Consider the following 21,207-nt stretch of genomic DNA (forward strand, 5'->3'; position numbering starts at 1 on the left):
AATTAAAGAATATGGAAGACAAGAAATTCAAAGTAATTATTGTAGAAGATGTTAAGCTTGAACTGAAAGGAACGGAAGAAATCTTCCGCCATGAAATACCCAACGCAGAAGTTATCGGTACGGCTATGACCGAAAGTGAATTCTGGACATTGATAGAGGCCGGAGTTCCTGACTTGGTATTGCTGGATTTAGGCTTGGGTGGTTCTACTACTATTGGTGTGGATATCTGCCGGAATATATTTAAACGTTATCCGGGAGTACACGTACTCATATTTACCGGAGAAATTCTGAATGAAAAGCTTTGGGTGGATGTTCTGAATGCGGGTGCTGACGGTATAATTTTGAAAACAGGTGAGCTGCTTACGAAAACGGACGTACAGGCAGTGATGGATGGAAAGAAGCTGGTTTTCAATTATCCTATTTTGGAAAAGATTGTAGACCGTTTCAAGCAATCTGTTGCGAATGATGCCAAACGCCAGGAAGCAGTTATCAGTTATGATATCGATGAGTATGACGAACGTTTCCTACGCCATTTGGCACTGGGATATACCAAAGATATGATTGCTAACCTGAAAGGTATGCCTTTTGGGGTTAAATCTTTGGAAAAGCGTCAGAATGATTTAGTAAACCGTCTGTTTTCACAAGGAGAGCGGGTAGGAGTGAATGCAACCCGTCTGGTAGTGCGTGCTTTGGAACTCCGTATTCTTGATATAGATAATCTGGAAGCAGATGATGAATAATAAATGGCGTCTACCGCATCCGGCAACAATGTTTCTCTTGTTGACGCTGGCTGTCATTGTCCTATCATGGATATTTGACATTTACGGTCTGAGCGTGTTTCAACCGCAAACAGGGGAGGAGATCCGGGTGCAAAGTCTGCTTAGTCCGGAAGGTGTTCGTTGGCTGTTGCGGCATGTGGTTACTAATTTTACGGGGTTTGCTCCGTTAGGCTTAGTAATTGTGGCTATGTTTGGTATCGGGGTGGCACAGCATTCAGGTTTTATAGATGCTTGTATTCGTAGTGGGGCACGTCATAAACATAATCCGTGGCGCATGGTGATACTGGTTATTTTCTTGGGATTGCTTTCCAATGTAGTAGGGGATGCCGGATACATAATTCTTTTACCGATTGCAGCAACTTTGTTTCATTCGGTCGGACTGCATCCGGTTGCAGGTATTATTACGGCATACGTTTCTGTTTCGTGTGGGTATAGCGCTAACCTGATGTTGAGTACTTTGGATCCTATGCTTGCTGCCAGTACCCAGGAAGCCGCGGATATGGCAAATGTATCACTTGGAAATACAGGGCCTTTATGCAATTACTATTTCTTGTTTGCATCTACTTTCTTGCTGGCTTTTATCATTTATCAGGTAACTCGCCGTAATCTTCTTCCGGCTTTGGGCGAGTATGCCGGTCATATTCGTTTCAATGGCTATAAGCAATTATCCCGCAAAGAACGCCGTGCTATAATAGGTGCAATATTTATCGGGGTGATTTATACAACCGTGATTCTTTGGGCTACTTTCTCTTCATGGGGTATTTTACGTAGTGTGAATGGTGGTCTGATCCGATCTCCTTTTATAGAAGGCATTCTGTTTTTGCTTTCTTTTGGTATCGGGCTTATGGGGATGGTTTATGGCTTTGCTTCCGGTCGTTACCGTACAGATGGGGATGTGATTGAAGGACTTACTCAACCTATGAAATTGTTAGGTGTTTACTTTGTCATCGCTTTCTTTGCTGCTCAGATGTTTGCGTGTTTCGAGTATTCTCATTTGGATAAATGTATAGCCATTATGGGAGCGGACATGCTTTCGTCCATCCATCTTGGGAGTTTATGGATACTCATTCTATTTATTCTATTTACAGCACTTGTGAACCTTATTATGGTCTCTGCTACTGCCAAGTGGACTTTCATGTCTTTCATCTTTGTTCCGTTCTTTGCCAATATGGGGATTTCTCCGGATATGGTACAATGCGCTTTTCGTATTGGAGACAGTGCCACCAATGCTATCACTCCTTTCATGTTCTACATGCCTCTTATCCTTACTTACATGCAGCAATATGATAAGCAAGCGACCTATGGTTCATTACTGAAATATACCTGGAGATATTCTCTCTATATATTATTAGCCTGGACTTTGTTATTTATTTTATGGTATGTAACTGGTTTACCATTAGGATTATAACATCTAATCGGATATAAAAGCATCTATTTACAAAATATTTTCTGCGTAAAATCTTTGCAAATTTCACAGAAAAGCGTACCTTTGCACCGCAATTAAGGATGGTTCCGTAGCTCAGCTGGATAGAGCAACGCCCTTCTAAGGCGTGGGTCTTGCGTTCGAATCGCAACGGAATCACATAGAAAAGTCACAAATCGCTAATAGATAAGCATTTGTGACTTTTTTGTTTTAGTAATTAACGTAGTTTTAGACAATACAGTAACTTTCCTGTATGATTTATTTTCATTCTAAAGATAATCTATTCTGATTAGGCACATAATTCGTTTTTCTCATGCTATTATTCTGTAGACAGCCCACCTCGAATTTTACGTAAAATAACATTTGTTACATCTGTCCTAAAAACTACAAAAAAGTTAAAATGGTTTTGCTTCTATAGCTATGAACACTAATTTTGGGATATCAACTTTTAAAATTTAAAGCACATGAAAAAATTTTTGTTATCCATTGCACTTTGCTGTGCAGCAACTAACTTTTTTGCACAAACTACGGACCCTGGAAATCTGATTAACGAAGGAAAGGCAGCACTCGAAGCTAAAAATTACCAGGAAGCATTTACAAAATTCAGTACCTACTTGACACAGACAAACAATCAGGACTCTGTTATCGCTTACAACTGCGGCGTCTGTGCCGATAAAATCAAAAAACCGGAAGATGCTCTCAAGTATTTTGATATTGCTATTCAAAAGAAATATAATCTGGGAAATGCATATGTAGGTAAAGCCGGTGCATTGAAGGATTTGAAAAAAGACAGTGAGTATCTTGCTACTCTGAAAGAGGGTATAGAAGCGGCTCCGGAAAACAAGACATTGAAAAGACTTCATGCTAATTATTATCTGAATGCCGGTATTAAAGCGCAAAAGGCTAATAAACTGGATGATGCAGAAGAAGCTTTCAAACAAGTACTTGCTGACGATGAAAAGAATACCAACGCATTGTACAGCTTGGGTACGCTTTCTTATAATAAGGCAGCTTTAGTTCTGAAGAATGCAGCACCATTAGCTAATTCAGATAAAGCTAAGTACGATGCACAGAAAGAAATTGCCGACAAGAACTTCCAGAATGCTAAAACGTATCTGGAACGTGCACTCCCCTTACTCTCGGCAGACAAACCTCGTGAAAAAAGTATGATAGATAATATTAAGAAACTATTGCCGCAAATTGAAGCGCAATTGAAATAATCTATCGAAAAAAGAAAAAAAAGCCGTGTTAGAATTTCCCGACACGGCTTTCTTATTTATGGTATATTATTTATTTTGTTTTCTTCAATACTACTGCTGTCCGGGCAGGAATATATAACTTCAACCATTCCTTTTTCTCTTTTTCATAAAGAGGATCAGCAATAGTGAAATGTTTTACAGTGTCATCAGTCAATCCATTACCGCCATAAGCAGGATTATCAGTATTCAATACTACTTCATATGTGCCCGGAGAAACCAAGAAACCATAATCGGTAAATGACTGTTTCGGATTGAAGTTGAACACAAAGACATAATCCTTACGCATGTATGCCAATACCTGATCACCGTCATTGTGCCAGATTTCCTGAACAGGTGTTGTCTGGAAAGCTTTCACACTCTTAATGATTTTGAGCATATCAGCATCAAAGTCGGCCATATAGTGGTAAGTAAGATTCTTGTTATCCACCAGATCCCACTGACGGCGGGCATACTTGCATGACCATCCATTACCTTCGCGTGGAAAATCAATCCATTCAGGATGACCGAATTCGTTGCCCATGAAGTTAAGGTAACCACCATTGATAGTACTTGAAGTCAGTAAACGTATCATCTTGTGGAGGGCAATACCACGATTCACAGTATAGTTTTCATCACCTTTCTGCATATGCCAGTACATATCGGCATCTATCAAACGGAAGATAATCGTCTTATCGCCCACCAATGCCTGGTCGTGACTTTCTGCATAAGATATGGTCTTTTCATCTTTACGACGATTGGTTACTTCCCAGAACATGCTGGAGGGTTTCCAATCTTCGTCTATTTTTTCTTTGATGGTCTTGATCCAATAATCGGGGATATTCATTGCCATACGGTAGTCAAAACCATAGCCTCCATCTTCAACTTTAGCAGCAAGACCGGGCATTCCCGATACTTCTTCAGCAATCGTTATTGCTTTGGAATTTACTTCGTGGATAAGTTTGTTGGCAAGTGTCAGGTAGCAAATGGCATTGTCATCCTGATGGCCATTGAAGTAGTCTCCATAGTTACAGAAAGCTTCACCCAATCCGTGACTGTAATAGAGCATAGATGTTACACCATCAAAGCGGAAACCGTCGAATCCGTATTCCTCAAGCCAGTACTTACAGTTGGAGAGAAGGAAATGAATCACTTCATTTTTTCCATAGTCGAAACAAAGTGAGTCCCAAGCCGGGTGTTCACGTCGAGCACCAGGGTAGAAGTATTGATTCGGATCACCGGCAAAATTGCCCAAGCCTTCCACTTCATTCTTTACTGCATGAGAATGAACGATGTCCATAATCACTGCAATGCCCAATCCGTGTGCAGTATCGATCAACTCTTTCAGTTCTTCCGGAGTACCGAAACGGGAAGAAGCGGCAAAGAAACTGGATACATGGTAACCGAAACTACCATAATAGGGATGTTCCTGGATTGCCATGATTTGAATGCAATTGTATCCGGCTTTAGCAATGCGTGGAAGAGTTTTTTCACGGAACTCATTATAAGTTCCTACTTTTTCTTCCTGTTGTGCCATACCGATATGGCATTCGTAGATAAGCAAAGGATCCGTATTAGGTTTAAATGTACGCTTCTTAACTTTATATGGCTTTTCCGGTGCCCAGACCTGTGCACTGAAAATCTTGGTATGTTCGTCCTGTACCACTCGTGTTGCCCAGGCAGGAATACGTTCTCCACAACCACCTTCCCAATGTACAATGAGTTTGTATAAGTCTCCGTGTCTCATGGCATCTGCCGGAAGTTTGATTTCCCAAACACCATAATCCTTACGTTTCAGACTATATTTCTTTAGTTCTTTCCATTCATTGAATGTACCCACCATAAATATTTCTGTGGCGTTGGGTGCCCATTCACGGAAAACCCAGCCGTCAGCAGTACGGTGAAGTCCGAAATATAAATATCCCGAAGCAAAATCAGACAAGGTCTGCTTCCCTTTGTTCGTCAGCTCAGCTTCTTTGTCTAACGCATGCTGATGACGGCCTTTGATGGCATCTTCGAAAGGTTCCAGCCACGGGTCGTTCTTAATCAAGTTCAATGTTTCCATAAAGGATGAGTTTTTGATTGGATTATTATGCTTTCACTTTCACAATGACTTTCTTTACACCGTCGGGAGAAATGCCGGGAGCATGTCCGTCTTGAGGGAAGAATATAGCAAACATTCCAGGTTTTACAGTGATATAAGTTTCAGCCAGTCCTTCGAAGAAAGTAATATCTTTCTCTGCATTGTAGGGAGCATTAGCCGGTACACAATCTTTTCCTGCAGTATAGCCCATTACTTCCACACCGGAGAGAGGAATCTGAATATCTATAAATTCATTGTGTGTTTCCAGTTTGGCTTGTTCTTTAGCTTTTGGGGTAGTTTGAGCTACGTTTACAACCAGGTCTTTACCTTTCAGTTCGGTTTTGCCAATTTCCATTGCGTTCAAGTCATGTGATTGCAAGAATTCAATAGCTTGGGCGAACAAGGGGTTCAACGATGCATATTTTTCTAAATTTTCTAATCTATCTACTACCATAGCTTTAATGTTTTAAGTTAGTTATATTATGATCAAATTTTATTCAAAGTCGTCAATCGTGTAGTTCAGGAAATCAGCAAAAGGTTTCATTTGCTTGAAAATTTCCGCCGTACGATCCACGCAATCAGATGCCAGAAAGAAGCTGTCCGGTTGATTGCAGTAACAGGTGTATTCCTTGCATTTCAGATATTGTACATATTCAAAATCCTTTGGAAACCCTTTGGGAACTGTTTTCAGGAAGTCTTCGCCTATCACCGGGAAGTATTGCTTGAAATCCGGATTTTCAACTATACCGCGAAATTCGTCTATGTTATCATACACTGCCTGTCGCACGGCTTTCAGCGTCTTAGGAGGCAGACAATAGCTACCACCTGCCAACAGGCAGTTGCCCGGTTCAATGTGAACATAGTAACCGCAGTGGTCTGATTTCTTACCGCGGGCGTTGATGTATCCGCCCAAATGAGTTTTATACGGGGTCTTGTCCTGCGAAAAGCGCGTATCACGATAAATCCGGTAAGTACAGTCTTTGACTTGAACGCTACGAATACTTTCATCGAAAAGCGAGATACGGGTAATTATAGCCGATAACAAGTTCTCAAACTCCCCACGGGCTTCTTCATACAAGTCCTTATGAGCATTGAACCATTCGCGATTATTGTTAGCGGACACTTCTTTCAAGAATTGAAAAATAACAGGGATGTTCATATTGGTATTTTCCTTATTATCTGACAAAATTACGCATAATTTTCCTAACATGCTACAAAGATGGACAAAAAAAGCATCGGCTCTGGTAAACCGATGCTCCTTACACATTTATCAATCAAACAGACGCTTCTGTTTTTGATGTACTTACTTATCACAAGCGGGTACAGTCTCCTTTAATTAATCTTATATCTAATACTATGAAAAACACAATTATATAACACACCTCCACAGAAAAAGTTCGAAGGGGTATGTGTGTTTTTATCATTTGTTTATATCTTTGTAGAAAAATTATACGAACGTATGGAATATAAGTATGATGAGGAAAGTGTGAATGCCCTGATGAAGTGGGCTGAGAACACACAGTTACCCAAAGAGTTACAGCTAAGTGAGGCCGAAAATATTATGAATCTTAAGCAATATGTGGTGGCAAATATAAATGATATCAAAGCACATTACCCGGATGAGTTTTACAATCCGGCCATTACGCGTTTGTATAGGCTGAAGGAAAAACTGGAAGGAGAAAGCACCACGGAGTAACACAAAGTTCCACAAAGTAATAAGAATTCTTTTGAATAAAGATTACTCTGCGTTACTCCGTGGTGAAAATCTTATTATAGCTTGATTTTCAATATCTTTCCGCTGTATCCCTCTACAGAAATTTCCGTAGCCTTATAAGGCAGCAAACTAATACTTTCCGTCTTTTCGGTTAGCAAATCTACTGCCGGATAAACATCCATCTGCGGTATTTGCAGGAAATCAAAGGCATGAGAAGGCACATTGATAGCTACATCTACTGAAATGTGGTCAAAGTTCACGATAATGAATAATAACTCTTTTCCGGCTTTTCGCAAGAATGTGTATTGCTTATGTTCATTGAAGCGCCAGCCATTTACGTTAGCATACATCAGATCGAAGAACTCTCCTTCAGTGATTGCTTTTTCCTTGTTGCAAAGCGTCAGGATGCGTTGGTAGATACTATAGATGTGTTTTTGGTCTTCCGTCAGCATCTTGCCGTCGAACTTCCCGCCATTCCGCCAACGACGAATGGTATCCACGCTCCAATAATCAAAAATAGTAGTACGCCCGTCTCTGCCACTGAAGCCTTCGCTATCCATGCCCAGTTCACCGAATTCCTGCCCGAAATAAATCATCATCGGATTGGTATTCATACAAGCTGAAACAATCAGTCCCGGAACAGCTTTACGCGGATTTCCGGCAAAGAAATCAGAAGCAATGCGCTGTTCGTCATGGTTCTCCAGGAAATTCAGCATTCGTTTCTCGATTCCACCCAGACTTTGCCAGGAACGTGTAATGGCCGTAGCCGAATCATAGCCACAAATCACATTGCGAAGCGTATCATAAAGTCCTACCTTGTCATATAGATAATCAAATTTTCCGCGGAATATGTAATTCTGATATTCTGCCGGATTATAAACCTCTGCAATGAACAACAAGTCAGGATGCTTTTCTTTCACTTGCGGAATCACCCATTCCCAGAACTCAACCGGAACCATTTCCGCCATATCACAACGAAAACCGTCGATATTTTTGTCTGCCCAAAAAAGAAGGATATCCAGCATCTTTGTCCAAGTGTCCGGAGTGGGATTGAAGTGACAGGTTCCACCATTCTGATAATCTACTCCATAATTCAGCTTCACAGTTTCGTACCAGTCGGTGATGTTGGGATAAGCATCGAAACGATTGTTCCCCGTAGCTTTGGCAGGACATTCTCTATAAGGTTCCGCAGCCGATCCTTTCATATCGAACTGACCGTGCAATTCGGATTGAGGGATATAGTAAAAATTATTATATGGGCTGAAAGCGTAATTAGGATCATCATTTGCACCCAACTGTGAAGTTCCGTCAGGTTGTGCATCCGAATGATATTGGCGGGCAACGTGATTCGGTACAAAATCGATAATGACTTTCAGACCGCTGCGATGAGTTCGTTGTACCAGATTTTCAAATTCCTTCATACGTTCCTGTACATCATTTGCCAAGTCTGGATCCACATCATAATAATCCTTGATGGCATAAGGAGAGCCTGCTTTGCCCTTAACAATAGCCGGATGATCGGGACGTATATTGTAACGGCGATAATCCGTTTGCGTGGCATGCTCTATGATACCGGTATACCAAATATGGGTGGCTCCCAACTTCTTTATTTCATTGAGTGCCTTGGCTGTAAAGTCCGCCATTTTACCGCATCCGTTTTCCGTTATGTTTCCATTATTGATGCAGTGATTATGATTGTTACCAAACAAGCGCGTAAACACTTGATAGATAATCATTTTTTCATCTTTCCCCATTCTATTTTTATTTTATGATTTGATAATTATTTTCATCTTTCCAGATGGTTCCCTGATCCGCTTTCAACTGATCCAGAAGAGTGTTAGCGGCATTATATCCCTGCATAAATATCTCTTCTGCTTTTTCCAGTTCAGTATTGCTGTATCCTTCCAGGTTATACGGTTCTATTAATAAGTCCGCTTTTTCCCGTTCAGGGAATGTATTGGCACGGAACATGAAGTGGTAGGAACGCATGGCAATACTTACAATATTCATCTTATATTTGTGTGCCAGTAGCGGACTAACATTTACTGCCACCACTTTGCTGCAAACACGCCGGATGGTAGATACAGGTAAGTTCATAAATACCCCACCATCTACATAATGCGTTCCTTCTATTTTTACAGGAGAGAAGAGGACAGGCATACAGCAGGAAGCTGCCACACGTTCGGCAATATTCCCTTTGTGGAAATGCACCACACGTCCGTGATCAAGGTCGGTTGCAGTGATGATGAGAGGTATTTGCAATTCTTCCATCGTCTTTGCTTTCAAATTGGTTTTCAGGAAATCAATAAATTCGCCTAACTCGAACAATCCCACTTTCGGTATGACTAATTTGGTCAGGTCCTGGAATTTATGCCCGGAGAAATAATCCAGCACTTTATGCGGTTCGTTACCGTCTGCATAAAACACACCTGCCAAAGCCCCTGCGCTTACTCCCGAAAGGATATTAGGTTTGATGTCATGTTCCAACAATGACTGCATCACGCCCAGATGCGCGAAACCCTTGATAAAACCACCGCTCAAAGCATATCCTATAGGATATTTGTTCGTAAACCAATTATTTGATGTTGCCTCCATGTAAAAAATCTACCATATATTTGTTCGCCACGAAATTAGTGATTTTATCGTAGGTTGAAAGTAAAAAGGGAGAAAAATGTGCTAAGTATAGAGAAAAAGCAACGCCTGCCCCCAATTTATACAATCGAAGACAGGCGTCAGTGGGAATCGGGAAAATATTCAATCAAAAGCCGAAATCATCTACCTGAATTTCTTCCTGATGATTATCGGTGAAGGGTTTAGCATCTTGCTGTACGACATTTCCTTCGATGTATACGGCGCGGAAAGGGCGGGCAGGGCAGACGTATTCACAACCGCCACAACCTACACAAATTTCCGTATCAATATGAGGAATTGTCAACCCGTCCTTGAAAGGAATCATAGACAGAGCTTGCGTAGGGCAATGCTCCGAACAAGCCCCGCAACTGGTACCGTCCCGATAGACGATGCAATTCTCTTTGATGAAAACAACTTTGCCCATCTGTGTTAGGTGTTTTTGCGCTTTCGTCAGTGGCAGGATAGCTCCATTGGGACAGACATCCCCGCATACAGTACAATCAAAATTGCAGAAACCTTTTTCAAAGAAGACGGTCGGCTGCATCATTCCTCCTAAACCATACTCCATAAAAGCAGGTTTCAATACATGAGAGGGACATTTACTGACACACAGGTGGCACGAAGTGCAATGTGCCTGAAAATGTTCCTGACTGACAGATCCCGGCGGCGTTATAGGTGTCTGGCGTTTATCACTTTTCATTCCGGCTGCAGCCGCAGCTACATTCTGAGCTTGCGCCATTACTTTGGGAGTTGCGGCGGCAGTTGTCAGCCCGGCAAGCAAAAAGCGGCGTTTGGAAGCGTCAGTCACCTGTTTCTTGGTTTTAAAGGAAATGGTATAGCTAAGTGCATTCTGGCGACACTCACCCAAACAATCAAAGCAATCTATGCAACGGCTGTAGTCAATGGTTTGTTCCGGGCTATTGATACATGAGGCTTTGCATTTAGTGGCACACAATCCGCAATGATTGCATTTTTCTGCATCGATACGTACTTTAAACAGTGAGTAGCGGCTCAGAAAGCCGAGTAACGTGCCTACCGGGCATATTGTGTTGCACCAGGTACGCCCGTATTTCCATGCCAGAAAACCAATTACCAAAAACGTCAACAGTCCGATAATAAAGGACGAGATACTCAGGAGAGAAGCATCCACCTGATAGAAGGTATAGTTATTGAAACTTGAAAATATACTTTCCAGCAAATTGTTTCCTAACATATACACGGGTTTAAACACATTGACCGTCATACGTCCGAAAGCGCTGTAAGGATCGAGCAGACCTAAAATGACCGTAAATCCAAAAAGAAAAGCTATTGCTGTTACACCCAATACTCCCCAACGCAGCATATTCTTGGCAGGCGAATAGCGGAAACGTTTCTTTTTCTTTGCCGTTTTTTTAGAAATCCAGGTCACTATGTCCTGAAAGATACCCATTGGGCAAATTGTAGAGCAATAGATACGTCCCAATAACAAGGTAATCAGTACCAGTACTACCAGGATGATAAAACTGAGTGACATCAATGCCGGTACAAACTGTATATGCGCCAGTCTGTGGAAACTATTTGGCAATATTTCCGCAAAATCCAGAAAATAAAAAGTTATCAGCCCGAAGATGACAACGGACAGTATAATACGTGCTTTTCTCAACATAAGTGTGTATACTTTATATAGCTTGAATTAAAGCCTGATACGCTTCACATTCAACTTATCCAAATCCATCGTTCCAATTTTCAATGCCTGCCCGTTAGCAAGGTGAGCCACGCTTTCAAGCGGCATTTCGCGAACTTGGTTAAAGAATTTGGTGGCAGCTGTATCTACAGCCACGATATCTTGTGAAATAAATAATCCTTTGGTTAATACCACATCCGAAGCAGAACGTCCGCGCGGGCCATTCGTTTTCAAAATGCGATAGGCATCCACTACATTCAGCACTGCTTTCTTATCCATTGTACAGATATCGGCAATACATTGTTGCAAGTCGTTGGAATGGAAGAAACCGCGATCCCAGACAATACCCATGTGATTCTTCATGGAAATCGTCAAATTGGCACCTCCATGGTTTTTCAGAATGGGTACATTGATCCATACATCACTATTCAGAATGGCTTCGTGTACCTTGGCACTTTTCATGCGTACACCTTTGGGCAATGAGACTGGTTTGTAGTAGCTTTCCAGATGAGCCGGCATAACCTTGGCACCCGCAGCTTTGGCAGCTTCTTCAATGCCGCTGTTCTTGTAGCATTTCTGCCAGTCATCACAGGTATGATCAAATACCGTAACCTCCTTGGCGCCTGCGGCAAGACATTGCTTTACAATTTCCGCAACCAGCTTCGGATTTGTATTACCAGCCAGTTCAGGTACTTTGTCCCAACCGATATTGGGTTTAACCACTACCTTTTGTCCCGGTTTGATAAACTGCTTCATACCACCCATTTCTGTGATAGCACGCCGGAACATCGCTTCCGGTTCTCCACCCATCACAGCTACCAGATCCACCTTACCACCGCCAGCATTTGTCAACTTTTGCGCCAGTATGTCCATTGCTTCGGAACGCTGTACGGTCATCACCGCACCCGTTACCGCCAGAGTCTTTAAGAAATCCCTTCTATCCATAGGCCCTTTTCAAATTATTAATTGCTAATTATTAATTACTTATAGTATCCACGGGAACTTAAAACACGTCTCGTCAAACAAGGCATAATCTGCCGTACCATTGACTGCGAATGTTTTTATCAGACGTGCCTCCTTCAGTAATTCGCACGCCAGACGAATGGTAGATCCTGTCTTAATACGGTCATCTACCAATAAAATACTTTTATCTTTAAAATCAAAGTCAACCGGAGCGAGCAACTGGGGTACATCGTACTTCGGATGCTGGTATTCATCCCGTAAATTGATACGTAACAGATGCACTTCTTTTTGCAATCGCTGGTTGATGATACCTGCGGGAACGATACCGCCATTAGCAATAGCCACGATCATATCAAAGTCATCGTGGAATTCAATTGTGCGGAAGCGTTCCAGCACTTCTTCCATTGTTTTTGCCATATTGTTATGGGAGATAGTCTATTATTAAAGTTTGGAAATAGCTTTCAGCAGAGCGTAACCACCGAACCACTGGATCAGCATACCCGGAATACCGATACGGAAATCTTGTACAGCGAGGAAAAAGTTACCACATATCGCCCATTCAAAAGCAGTTCCTATCACCTGGTAAGCAAGAATCACACTAAGCAATGCAACTAAGGATATTTTCTTTGTATATCGTGCGGCAAATGCAGCAGCTCCTGCAAGCAAACCGGATTTTATCAGCAATACAGGCAATGCAGCGGCAGCGGGCATACCAAACAGTAAATGATTAATCACCGGAGAAAGTAAAGCCGTAAGCAGTCCTACACGAAAACCGAATTTATAGGCGGCAATCAGTGTAAAGAAATAGATAGGCAGCAAAGTCGGTCCACCCGCGGGAACCAGATGACAAAGCTGCGGCAATGCTATATTTCCTGCAATAAATAAGAATGCAAACAAATAGGTCTTCACGTTACTGAACGACAAAGAGTAGAGTTTAGCAGATGTTTCCATTATTCAATGATTAGATTTTAATTTGTTATTATTATGTTTCTTCAAGATACAAAAGTAGGAGATGAACGCTCATTTTGTTTGAAGATTTGTCCCAATCCTTACAAGTTTTGTATCGGTAGTTTGTATTAAGACTCTTTTGGACGGAAAAGGTTTAAATCTTCACCAATTCATATTGCATATTGCCCAATCCGATCTTTTCCGCATGGCGCAATCCAGCCAGCCAGTCCGTATCCGGGTGCATCATGTGGAACTTGTCATGGCCGCACAAATCATCGTGCTCATGTCCGGCAGAAAGGCGGTTACCCGTGTGCAGTATAGGAGCTTGGATGACCATATCCGCGCATGCTTTATCCAGAGCCACCGGGTCTGTAGAAGCCAGAATACCGAGGTCAGGGACAATGGCGGCGTCATTATGATTCCAACAGTCACATTCCGGAGATACATTCATTATAAAACTGATGTGGAAATTGGGCTTATCTTTCACTACGGCCAGTGAATATTCGGCAATTTTGTAGTTTAAGCGTTCGGACGTATCTTCGTCGCCCATGATGGCGCCATCATACTGGCACAAAGCGACACACTGTCCGCAACCTACGCATTTCGCATAATCTATTTCCGCTTTGCGTCCTGCATTCAGATGTACGGCGTCGTGTGCACAGTGCTTCACGCAGATATTGCAGCCAATGCAATTTTCTGTATCTATTTTGGGCTGAGAGGCCGAATGCAGTTCCAGTTTTCCGGCTACGCTGGCACAACCCATGCCCAGATTCTTTAAAGCTCCGCCAAAGCCGGCTTGTTCGTGTCCCTTAAAGTGGTTCATGCTGATGATGATATCCGCATCGGCTATGGCAGTGCCAATCTTAGGGGCGGCACAATATTCACCGTTTAAGGGAATTTCCCGGCAATCCGTACCTTTCAATCCATCTCCGATGATGACCTGACATTGGGCGGATATAGGATTATAACCATTTTCCATTGCACTTTGCAGATGATCGACGGCATTGGCACGACGGCCTGAATATAGTGTGTTACAGTCCGTCAAGAAAGGTTTCGCACCATTGTTGCGCAATAGGTTTGCCATGCGAGCCGCATAGTTCGGGCGAAGATAAGCAAGGTTTCCCGGTTCACCGAAGTGAATCTTGATAGCGACAAAACTGTCTTTTAAGGGTAGTTGTTCGATACCTGCCCGCTTTACCAGACGTTCCATCTTATCCAGAAGATTGGAAGTAGGAGAGGTACGCAGGTCTGTGTAGTAGACTTTTGATGTTTCCATATTACCTATTTATAGTTATAACATGTGCAAAAATAAGAGATATTATCCACATAAGTAGGTATGGAAACAAAAAAAAGTAGCGAAGTTCTTTCGCTACTTTAATTTGGCATTATCCTAACGGATCATCCTCTATACCACCGTCACCTCCTTGGTTGCCGCCGCTACCGTTACCACCGGAGCAGCTTCCGTCCGTAGAATCAGTATCGATGGGAATGGCGCGGGTTACACTCATTTCTCCCAAAGTACGTTGAAAAATCTTTCCCGGAGTAAAAACAATACGCTTGCGTACTATATTACTTGCCGTAACTCTTTCCGCAGTATCTGCGCTTTTGGCCTTAATGGTGGGGCGGAAGATGCCGAAGACTCAAATCCGACATTGCTCTGTGTGGATTTGAAGTAAATTTCTATTTTGCAACATAGCTGTAATTTGCTTCTCAAGTGCTTGTTTGATGAAAGCATTGATAGAGATACCTGCACGCTGTGCCAGCATTGCTATATGGCTATGTATCTCAGGAGTCAGACGAACATTTAATGATCCTGAATACTTGCTCCATTGTATACCCTTTGATAAGGTAGGTTTGTGAATCATTATCAACAATAAGCATTCCATTTCAGTAAATGTAACTACAAAATAGTTACAATCCAACAATAGGGGGTATAAAGTATCTAAAAAGGAGGTGTATCCGTAATATTGGTTATATATTCCGTAATTTATGTATCTGCATACCGGATAATACTCCGTAATTTTGTATCATTGCAATATGCTTCCCGAACCGAAGCGTTTGCTACGGAAAAGTAATCTATATGTTTGTTTGAACTAAATATTATATTGTATGAAAAGACTTGCATTCTTTATGGTAGCGATTATGGCGTTATGTTTGACCGCAATCGCACAGAAACAAGGTTCTAAGACATTGGTTGCCTATTTCTCGGCAACGGGAACAACGGAAAAAGCAGCTAAGCAGGTTGCAGAAGTCATAGGTGGTACCCTCTACGAAATACAGCCTGTGAAAAAGTATACCTCTGCCGATCTGAACTGGCACGACAAATCCTCACGCAGCAGTGTGGAGATGACGGATGCCAAATCACGTCCTGCCCTAAGTTCCAAACCGGAAAACTTGGCGGATTACGACACAGTTTATATCGGTTTTCCCATCTGGTGGAATTTAGCTCCGAGAATCATCAATACTTTTATAGAAAGTGGTGATTTTTCGGGTAAGACGATTATTCTGTTTGCCACATCGGGTGGAAGCAGCATCTCCAATTCCGAAAAAGAGTTGCAGAAGACTTATTCCAATCTGAAGTGGCAGAAAGGCAAACTGCTGAACGGTGCGACCAAAGAAGACATTAAACAATGGACTAAAAAATAAATTAGTATGAGAAAGAATTACGGAGCAAAACCCTTTTCCTATCCGCAGCCGGTGTTTATTATTGCTGCTTATGATGAAAATGGACTCCCAAACGCTATGAATGCGGCTTGGGGTGGTATCAGTGAAATGAAAGAGATCAGTATTTGCATCAGCGAAGGACACAAGACCACTGCGAATATCCTGAAGCGCAAAGCATTTACAGTAAGTATGGCGGAAGTGGGGCAGGTTGTTGCCTGCGATTATGTAGGTATCGTTTCCGGCAATAAGGTAACGGATAAATTCGCCCGTGCAGGCTTCCATGCCACCCGTTCGGAGTTCGTGGACGCTCCGTTGATTGACGAACTGTCCGTAGCGATGGAGTGCAAACTGAAAGATTATAATCCCGAAACCTGCATCTTGCGTGGAGAGATCGTAAATGTGAGTGTAGACGAGCGTGTACTTGATGAAAACGGGAAAGTAGATGCTTCCAAAGTAGCTCCCATCATCTTCGATCCGTTCAACAATGATTATCTGAAGGTGGGCGAAAAGGTGGGTAAGGCTTTTTCGGATGGCAAGGCATTGAAATGATTCTAAAATCAGGCCTTCCCAAAAAATATTCCTCAAAGTATGACTTAAATACTTTGAGGAGTACAGAGCAATGATATATTGTGATCGTTTCTGTCAAACGACTTCATTATCAATTTGTTTAATCACCCTGCAAGGATTTCCTACGGCTACGCAGTTGTCAGGAATAGAGCGAGTTACTATACTGCCGGCACCTATGACACTGTTTTTTCCAATTGTCACTCCTGGTAGGATTATCGCACCACCACCAATCCACGCTCCATCATTTATTCTTACGGGGAGTGCATAGGTTTTGCAAATACCTTCTCCTGCTTCCCAATCCGCTACGACTCTTTCTTGCAATTTGGTAGAGTGGGTGGCGGTGTATATCTGTACATTGGACGCTATCAACACATTGTCGCCTATCTCAATGATGTTATTGTCTACAAACGTACAGTTCATATTGATGATAACCTGATCACCAATGAAAATATGCTTCCCGTATTCACAATGGAAATCAATATCAATATGGACATGTTCTCCCATCTTGCCGAACAAATCATGAAAGATTTGCTTTCTCTGTTCCGTGTCGGCATAGTCCGTTTCATTTAGCCGCTTTAACAATCTTTTAGCATTCAGCGTCATATCTGCCAATACTTTGTCACCACCGTTGAACAGCTCTCCGGCTAAGCACTTTCCCAATTCTGTTTTCATATATTGCAATCTACTAATTTTTAGAGCATTCCAATTACTATGGAGGTGAATTACTCGTCACATTATGTGACAAAGATAGGAAAAAGATGTTTCCCTCCATAGCTTTATCTTTTTTATTGAAATCCATAACTCTATATATGAATAGGGAAATCTCCCTAAATAATAGGGAAAAAGATAATATTATATGTTTTTCTCCACTTATATTTGTAGCAACATAAAAAGTAAAAAACAATATATGCAATGAAAACAATAAAACTGACATTAGCACTACTGGCATTTGCAATCTGTATGGGTAGCTGTGCCATGATTTTAGGGATTGACAGTAATACCCTGATGAAAATTCAGAAAGGGATGACTAAAGAAGAAATCACATCCATACTGGGACAGCCGATGCACCGTAGCTTCGACCACGAAGTGGAAGGATGGAGGTATGAGAAAAGTATTTCCGGAGCTCCCGGTATAACGATCATCGACCTTGGATTTGTGGATGGAAAAGTGACTTATATGGATTCTTACGAGAAGTATACCAATCCTCCTGTAGCGGTTTATCCGTCTGTGGAAATCGGTGGAGAGGCACCCTCCCGTCCGCACGTTAGTGGTGGAAGAGGGATGAATGAGAGGGATTTCCAGTCGCTTTACAACAAAGTGAAGAGCAAACCTTTCAAGGACGACCAACTGGAATTATTGGAAGCCGGAATCGGTAACAGAGGATTGAGTTGCAAACAGTGTGTGCGGATGATGTCGATATACCGGTTTGATGACGACAAACTGGAAGTTCTAAAAATTATAGCTCCGAATATCTCCGACCGGGAGAATTATGACGAGATAATCGATGCACTCGATTTCATCTCCAGTGAAGAAAAAGCAAGAAATATTTTGGGAATAAAAAAGTAAAATGATACCAGGACCTATAAGCGAACTCAAAAACTAAACTTCATATATTTCAACGGAAAGGCGGTAAATCCATGCGAGGAAATACCGCCTTTTACTTTGTATGAAGTTATACTGTCATTTATCCTTTTCGACAGATACAGTCCGCCAGATGATCGTTGATGAATCCCGCAGCCTGCAAATGGGCGTAGCAGATCGTAGATCCGAAGAACTTGAATCCTCGTTTTTTCATATCCTTGCTCATGGCATCAGATTCGGGAGATGATACCGGAATCTCACTCAAGGATTGAAAGGTATTGATAATCGGTTTTCTGTCAGGAAAGAACGACAGTGTATATTCATAAAAACTGCCGAACTCCTTTTGTATGGTGAGGAATAACCTTGCATTTGTGATGGTCGATTTGATTTTCAGACGGTTCTTCACGATACCATCAAAATGCATCAGCCGCTCGACATCTTCATCGGTCATTTGTGCTACTTGTTCGGCATCGAAATCGCAAAAGGCTTTGCGATATCCCTCACGTTTTTTGAGGATGGTTATCCAACTTAATCCAGCCTGGGCGCTCTCCAGCACAAGAAACTCAAACAGTGTCTTGTCGTCGGTCACTAAATTTCCCCACTCTTGATCATGGTATTTCACATACAGTTCGTCAGTTCCGCACCAACCACAGCGTCCGTTTACAAAATCTTGCATAATTATAGTACTTATAATGAATGTACAAATATAGTTTATTCACAATGGCGTGCCAAATTTTAATAAGTTATTCTATTTCAGCTTCTTCCTTTTCTTGGATAAACTGCTATTCATCAGCCTTATTACTGAGTTCTGCGCTCAGTCTCAATTTAATTCCTATCTTTACAGCAGAAAGCAGGCTTGAACTATTTCTTATTTATCAATTCAATATTTGACGGATTATACTATTATGGATACTCAAAAAATGAAAGTACAAAAATTAGTGCCAACGGAATACAATGGTTGGTGGGGATATGTAGATAAAACGAGAAAGAAGTTATTCCTTTTATATATGATGACGCCCGCTATTTTAATAAAGATGGCAGAGCAAAGGTGAAGCTGAACGGTGAAACGTTCTTTATTGATGTGAAAGGAAATCGGGTTGAATAAACATGAAATGACATACATGAATTTATGATTGATACAGACGAAATAGTATTAAAGCCTCTGATTGGCGAAGAAGAGTATCTGAATAGAGGTATTGGTAAAATGATTATCAGGAAGTTGGAAGAAAAGATCATTGAATTGGGAGGACGTGAAATAGCGGCGGACCCTTCCGAAGAAAATGTGGCTTCAATAAAGGTGCTGCTAAGCAATGGGTTTAAGAAGAAAAGTGATGGGGATTACAGAAAAATAATTTAGGGTACACTACCTGTAAATTTGGAGTGGAAAACAGTACTTACGAAACTTAACTTCTTAACTTTTGCTGAAGTGATAAATTATCCGCGAACGCATGTTGCGCTTTTTCTTTTGACAATCAGAAAGACGGTTCTTACCTTCTTCTAAAACAGCGTGTATGAAGTGAACTCATGGACAAAATGATTCTTTGACGATTAATAATTGTATATCAATCTGTTATGCCTCAGAAAAAGACAAAAAGTGTACTATTTAGGGGTCAAAATAGGTTCAGGGTCACTTATACCCCCAATTCCTGCTTAAATGAATAAGATATTTAAAATGGATGTAAATAAAACATACTATAATAGTGCTAAACTACTAAGGAATAAAGATTTTATTATTCACTCTTTATCACTTCCGCTTTATTGTTTTACTTTTTGTATTAAACATTTACCCATTTAAGGTTTGTTCGGATTGCAATATTCCAAATCTACTGAAATACGTTTTTTGCAAAAGTCTAAAAAAGTCAACTGTCTGTATATTAGCATTATATTGGCTGATACAAATAAAAATGGCCAATAAATGGGGTTATAAGTGACCCTGAACCTATTTTGACCCCTAATAAGCCTTTTATTGGTCTTAATATTGTTATACTTTTTCAAGAATAGTCTGCGAAAAATAATACGGTAACCCACCCAGAAGCCTTAAACGGAACATAACAAGCAATGTCATGATGCAAAACTAGCAATATTCCGCATTACAAGATTGCTAGTTTTGCATCATGACATTGCTTGTTATAGTTATTGGATTTAATTTGTTTTATAGCTGATTTTAACTCCTAAATATCATAACTTGCGAAACCTCAATTATTTATTTATCTTTTTCAGGATATTCCGTATGGTAGTCTTAACGCCTGTGGAGTAATATTCGGTATCTGTATTCTCTAATATGAGTTGCAGCTCTTTCAAAAGTTCCGGCTCAGACTTGCAAAGCTGGTAAGCCATTCTGATAGATAATGCCTGCACACCGATACTTTCTTGTGGAGCCAACATGTGATCCAGACAATAATTTAGCAAATCGACAGAGACAGGATCAGATGCAGGTACATTATATAATATAGACAGCAACAACCGTTTGGAACCATCATGTTGGCAGACCAATAATCGCTGAATAATATCATCCAGCAATGGAACAAACCAGCCGGGATGCTTCTCACTTACTTTCTCACATGCCCATATAGCCCGCCATGAAACGACGATTTTATCATCGGAAATCAATTGGTATATATCTTTAAGGTATTCCGGATGCAGGCATATTTCCTGCACCAACTTATCTATTGATAGTTTGCAAAGAGGCATTGCAAGGGTGTTTCTGTATTCGTCGATTTTCTCCATATCATGCATGTTTTTGCAAAGATAATGCAAAGCGAACGCAGAACTTTCATGCTTGCATGAAAAAGTTATGCTGAGATGCAGCTTATCTTATCTAAAGATAATGCAAGTTGGATGTAGAACTTTCATACTTACATGAAAAAGTTTTGTTGAGATGCTGTTTATCTTCCTATTCTGAATGCGGATAGTATGATTACAAAATAAAGGGCTGTCTTTAGTTAAAAAGACAGCC

Annotated in this window: 22 protein-coding genes, 1 tRNA gene and 2 pseudogenes; 10 read left to right on the forward strand and 15 right to left on the reverse strand. The window is 41.2% G+C overall.

Annotated features, from left to right (window positions below):
• Positions 1-11: 11 nt before the first annotated feature.
• The 4 genes from DW182_RS03565 (at position 12) to DW182_RS03580 (ending at position 3,422) form a co-directional block, all read left to right on the forward strand.
• Positions 12-740, forward strand: coding sequence for a DUF5932 domain-containing protein (locus tag DW182_RS03565; protein WP_044534580.1), 729 nt, complete (start codon positions 12-14; stop codon positions 738-740).
• A complete protein-coding gene (locus tag DW182_RS03570) occupies positions 733-2,187 on the forward strand; it encodes an AbgT family transporter (RefSeq protein ID WP_118294816.1) in 1,455 nt (484 codons plus the stop codon). Before DW182_RS03565 ends, DW182_RS03570 begins: the two co-directional genes overlap by 8 nt.
• Positions 2,188-2,287: 100 nt before the next feature.
• Positions 2,288-2,361: transfer RNA gene (locus DW182_RS03575), tRNA-Arg, on the forward strand.
• A gap of 305 nt (positions 2,362-2,666) precedes the next feature.
• Entirely contained in the window at positions 2,667-3,422 is a 756-nt protein-coding gene (locus DW182_RS03580) for a hypothetical protein (protein WP_117706450.1), read from the forward strand.
• Positions 3,423-3,492: 70 nt separating this feature from the next.
• Here DW182_RS03580 and DW182_RS03585 read toward each other — a convergent pair whose 3' ends face one another.
• The 3 genes from DW182_RS03585 to DW182_RS03595 are packed head-to-tail and all read right to left on the reverse strand — an operon-like array spanning position 3,493 to position 6,679.
• Positions 3,493-5,502, reverse strand: a complete 2,010-nt coding sequence (locus DW182_RS03585) for an alpha amylase C-terminal domain-containing protein (RefSeq protein ID WP_117706448.1) — start codon at positions 5,500-5,502, stop codon at positions 3,493-3,495.
• Positions 5,503-5,527: 25 nt separating this feature from the next.
• A complete protein-coding gene (locus DW182_RS03590) occupies positions 5,528-5,974 on the reverse strand; it encodes a YhcH/YjgK/YiaL family protein (protein WP_044534383.1) in 447 nt (148 codons plus the stop codon).
• A 39-nt stretch (positions 5,975-6,013) separates the two neighbouring features.
• Positions 6,014-6,679 (reverse strand): DUF2461 domain-containing protein, encoded by a 666-nt coding sequence (locus DW182_RS03595; RefSeq protein WP_118294817.1) that lies wholly within the window; start codon positions 6,677-6,679, stop codon positions 6,014-6,016.
• Between the two features lie 300 nt (positions 6,680-6,979).
• Between DW182_RS03595 and DW182_RS03600 the strand changes: the two genes are divergently transcribed.
• Complete coding sequence (locus DW182_RS03600; RefSeq protein ID WP_117706446.1) at positions 6,980-7,216, forward strand: hypothetical protein; 237 nt, start codon at positions 6,980-6,982, stop codon at positions 7,214-7,216.
• Between the two features lie 74 nt (positions 7,217-7,290).
• Here the strand turns inward: DW182_RS03600 and DW182_RS03605 are convergent, their stop codons facing one another.
• The 9 genes and pseudogenes from DW182_RS03605 to DW182_RS22700 all read right to left on the reverse strand — a co-directional run.
• A complete protein-coding gene (locus tag DW182_RS03605; protein WP_118294709.1) occupies positions 7,291-8,988 on the reverse strand; it encodes an alpha-amylase family protein in 1,698 nt (565 codons plus the stop codon).
• 7 nt (positions 8,989-8,995) lie between these two features.
• The gene (locus DW182_RS03610; protein ID WP_007662783.1) at positions 8,996-9,829 is read right to left on the reverse strand and encodes a patatin-like phospholipase family protein; all 834 of its coding nucleotides are present in this window, start codon (positions 9,827-9,829) and stop codon (positions 8,996-8,998) included.
• A gap of 163 nt (positions 9,830-9,992) precedes the next feature.
• On the reverse strand, positions 9,993-11,510 hold the full coding sequence (locus DW182_RS03615) for a 4Fe-4S dicluster domain-containing protein (protein ID WP_007662781.1): 1,518 nt from the start codon (positions 11,508-11,510) through the stop codon (positions 9,993-9,995).
• Positions 11,511-11,537: 27 nt separating this feature from the next.
• Positions 11,538-12,473, reverse strand: a complete 936-nt coding sequence (locus tag DW182_RS03620) for a DUF362 domain-containing protein (RefSeq protein ID WP_118294710.1) — start codon at positions 12,471-12,473, stop codon at positions 11,538-11,540.
• A gap of 39 nt (positions 12,474-12,512) precedes the next feature.
• Positions 12,513-12,908 carry a phosphoribosyltransferase gene (locus DW182_RS03625; RefSeq protein WP_007662777.1) on the reverse strand — a complete coding sequence of 132 codons (396 nt, stop codon included), beginning with the start codon at positions 12,906-12,908 and terminating at the stop codon, positions 12,513-12,515.
• A gap of 24 nt (positions 12,909-12,932) precedes the next feature.
• Positions 12,933-13,442: a hypothetical protein gene (locus DW182_RS03630; RefSeq protein ID WP_007662775.1), complete on the reverse strand. Its 510-nt coding sequence runs from the start codon at positions 13,440-13,442 to the stop codon at positions 12,933-12,935.
• A 151-nt stretch (positions 13,443-13,593) separates the two neighbouring features.
• Positions 13,594-14,715, reverse strand: a complete 1,122-nt coding sequence (locus tag DW182_RS03635) for a DUF362 domain-containing protein (RefSeq protein WP_007662772.1) — start codon at positions 14,713-14,715, stop codon at positions 13,594-13,596.
• 109 nt (positions 14,716-14,824) lie between these two features.
• A pseudogene (locus DW182_RS22695) lies at positions 14,825-15,076 on the reverse strand (DNA-binding protein); the annotation flags it as partial.
• Positions 15,077-15,079: 3 nt separating this feature from the next.
• Positions 15,080-15,280, reverse strand: a pseudogene (locus DW182_RS22700) (toxin-antitoxin system HicB family antitoxin); the annotation flags it as partial.
• 268 nt (positions 15,281-15,548) lie between these two features.
• On the opposite strand from DW182_RS22700, the gene DW182_RS03650 reads away from it, so the two are divergent.
• Both DW182_RS03650 and DW182_RS03655 read left to right on the forward strand, forming a co-directional pair.
• The gene (locus DW182_RS03650; protein WP_117706436.1) at positions 15,549-16,085 is read left to right on the forward strand and encodes a flavodoxin; all 537 of its coding nucleotides are present in this window, start codon (positions 15,549-15,551) and stop codon (positions 16,083-16,085) included.
• Between the two features lie 6 nt (positions 16,086-16,091).
• Entirely contained in the window at positions 16,092-16,652 is a 561-nt protein-coding gene (locus DW182_RS03655; protein WP_007662745.1) for a flavin reductase family protein, read from the forward strand.
• 93 nt (positions 16,653-16,745) lie between these two features.
• Here the strand turns inward: DW182_RS03655 and DW182_RS03660 are convergent, their stop codons facing one another.
• Positions 16,746-17,342: a sugar O-acetyltransferase gene (locus DW182_RS03660; protein WP_117706434.1), complete on the reverse strand. Its 597-nt coding sequence runs from the start codon at positions 17,340-17,342 to the stop codon at positions 16,746-16,748.
• Between the two features lie 240 nt (positions 17,343-17,582).
• Here DW182_RS03660 and DW182_RS03665 point away from each other — a divergent pair, with 240 nt between their 5' ends.
• Positions 17,583-18,236, forward strand: coding sequence for a DUF4476 domain-containing protein (locus tag DW182_RS03665; protein WP_118294711.1), 654 nt, complete (start codon positions 17,583-17,585; stop codon positions 18,234-18,236).
• 118 nt (positions 18,237-18,354) lie between these two features.
• On the opposite strand, the gene DW182_RS03670 is transcribed toward DW182_RS03665, so the two are convergent.
• Entirely contained in the window at positions 18,355-18,927 is a 573-nt protein-coding gene (locus DW182_RS03670; protein ID WP_118294712.1) for a DNA-3-methyladenine glycosylase I, read from the reverse strand.
• A 327-nt stretch (positions 18,928-19,254) separates the two neighbouring features.
• Between DW182_RS03670 and DW182_RS22400 the strand changes: the two genes are divergently transcribed.
• Positions 19,255-19,356, forward strand: coding sequence for a hypothetical protein (locus DW182_RS22400; protein ID WP_233564077.1), 102 nt, complete (start codon positions 19,255-19,257; stop codon positions 19,354-19,356).
• A gap of 24 nt (positions 19,357-19,380) precedes the next feature.
• Complete coding sequence (locus tag DW182_RS03680) at positions 19,381-19,608, forward strand: GNAT family N-acetyltransferase (RefSeq protein WP_255421267.1); 228 nt, start codon at positions 19,381-19,383, stop codon at positions 19,606-19,608.
• Between the two features lie 842 nt (positions 19,609-20,450).
• Here DW182_RS03680 and DW182_RS03685 read toward each other — a convergent pair.
• The gene (locus DW182_RS03685) at positions 20,451-20,978 is read right to left on the reverse strand and encodes a hypothetical protein (RefSeq protein WP_370449793.1); all 528 of its coding nucleotides are present in this window, start codon (positions 20,976-20,978) and stop codon (positions 20,451-20,453) included.
• Positions 20,979-21,207: the final 229 nt, after the last annotated feature.

Source organism: Bacteroides sp. AM16-24, assembly GCF_003471885.1.
Lineage (GTDB): Bacteria > Bacteroidota > Bacteroidia > Bacteroidales > Bacteroidaceae > Bacteroides.

Excerpts from the sequence above, each read along its gene's own strand:
- DW182_RS03565 (WP_044534580.1), top strand. The coding sequence starts at position 12 with ATGGAAGACAAGAAATTCAAAGTAATTATTGTAGAAGATGTTAAGCTT.
- DW182_RS03570 (WP_118294816.1), top strand. The coding sequence starts at position 733 with ATGAATAATAAATGGCGTCTACCGCATCCGGCAACAATGTTTCTCTTG.
- DW182_RS03580 (WP_117706450.1), top strand. The coding sequence starts at position 2,667 with ATGAAAAAATTTTTGTTATCCATTGCACTTTGCTGTGCAGCAACTAAC.
- DW182_RS03585 (WP_117706448.1), bottom strand. The coding sequence starts at position 5,502 with ATGGAAACATTGAACTTGATTAAGAACGACCCGTGGCTGGAACCTTTC.
- DW182_RS03590 (WP_044534383.1), bottom strand. The coding sequence starts at position 5,974 with ATGGTAGTAGATAGATTAGAAAATTTAGAAAAATATGCATCGTTGAAC.
- DW182_RS03595 (WP_118294817.1), bottom strand. The coding sequence starts at position 6,679 with ATGAACATCCCTGTTATTTTTCAATTCTTGAAAGAAGTGTCCGCTAAC.
- DW182_RS03600 (WP_117706446.1), top strand. The coding sequence starts at position 6,980 with ATGGAATATAAGTATGATGAGGAAAGTGTGAATGCCCTGATGAAGTGG.
- DW182_RS03605 (WP_118294709.1), bottom strand. The coding sequence starts at position 8,988 with ATGGGGAAAGATGAAAAAATGATTATCTATCAAGTGTTTACGCGCTTG.
- DW182_RS03610 (WP_007662783.1), bottom strand. The coding sequence starts at position 9,829 with ATGGAGGCAACATCAAATAATTGGTTTACGAACAAATATCCTATAGGA.
- DW182_RS03615 (WP_007662781.1), bottom strand. The coding sequence starts at position 11,510 with ATGTTGAGAAAAGCACGTATTATACTGTCCGTTGTCATCTTCGGGCTG.
- DW182_RS03620 (WP_118294710.1), bottom strand. The coding sequence starts at position 12,473 with ATGGATAGAAGGGATTTCTTAAAGACTCTGGCGGTAACGGGTGCGGTG.
- DW182_RS03625 (WP_007662777.1), bottom strand. The coding sequence starts at position 12,908 with ATGGCAAAAACAATGGAAGAAGTGCTGGAACGCTTCCGCACAATTGAA.
- DW182_RS03630 (WP_007662775.1), bottom strand. The coding sequence starts at position 13,442 with ATGGAAACATCTGCTAAACTCTACTCTTTGTCGTTCAGTAACGTGAAG.
- DW182_RS03635 (WP_007662772.1), bottom strand. The coding sequence starts at position 14,715 with ATGGAAACATCAAAAGTCTACTACACAGACCTGCGTACCTCTCCTACT.
- DW182_RS03650 (WP_117706436.1), top strand. The coding sequence starts at position 15,549 with ATGAAAAGACTTGCATTCTTTATGGTAGCGATTATGGCGTTATGTTTG.
- DW182_RS03655 (WP_007662745.1), top strand. The coding sequence starts at position 16,092 with ATGAGAAAGAATTACGGAGCAAAACCCTTTTCCTATCCGCAGCCGGTG.
- DW182_RS03660 (WP_117706434.1), bottom strand. The coding sequence starts at position 17,342 with ATGAAAACAGAATTGGGAAAGTGCTTAGCCGGAGAGCTGTTCAACGGT.
- DW182_RS03665 (WP_118294711.1), top strand. The coding sequence starts at position 17,583 with ATGAAAACAATAAAACTGACATTAGCACTACTGGCATTTGCAATCTGT.
- DW182_RS03670 (WP_118294712.1), bottom strand. The coding sequence starts at position 18,927 with ATGCAAGATTTTGTAAACGGACGCTGTGGTTGGTGCGGAACTGACGAA.
- DW182_RS03680 (WP_255421267.1), top strand. The coding sequence starts at position 19,381 with ATGATTGATACAGACGAAATAGTATTAAAGCCTCTGATTGGCGAAGAA.
- DW182_RS03685 (WP_370449793.1), bottom strand. The coding sequence starts at position 20,978 with ATGGAGAAAATCGACGAATACAGAAACACCCTTGCAATGCCTCTTTGC.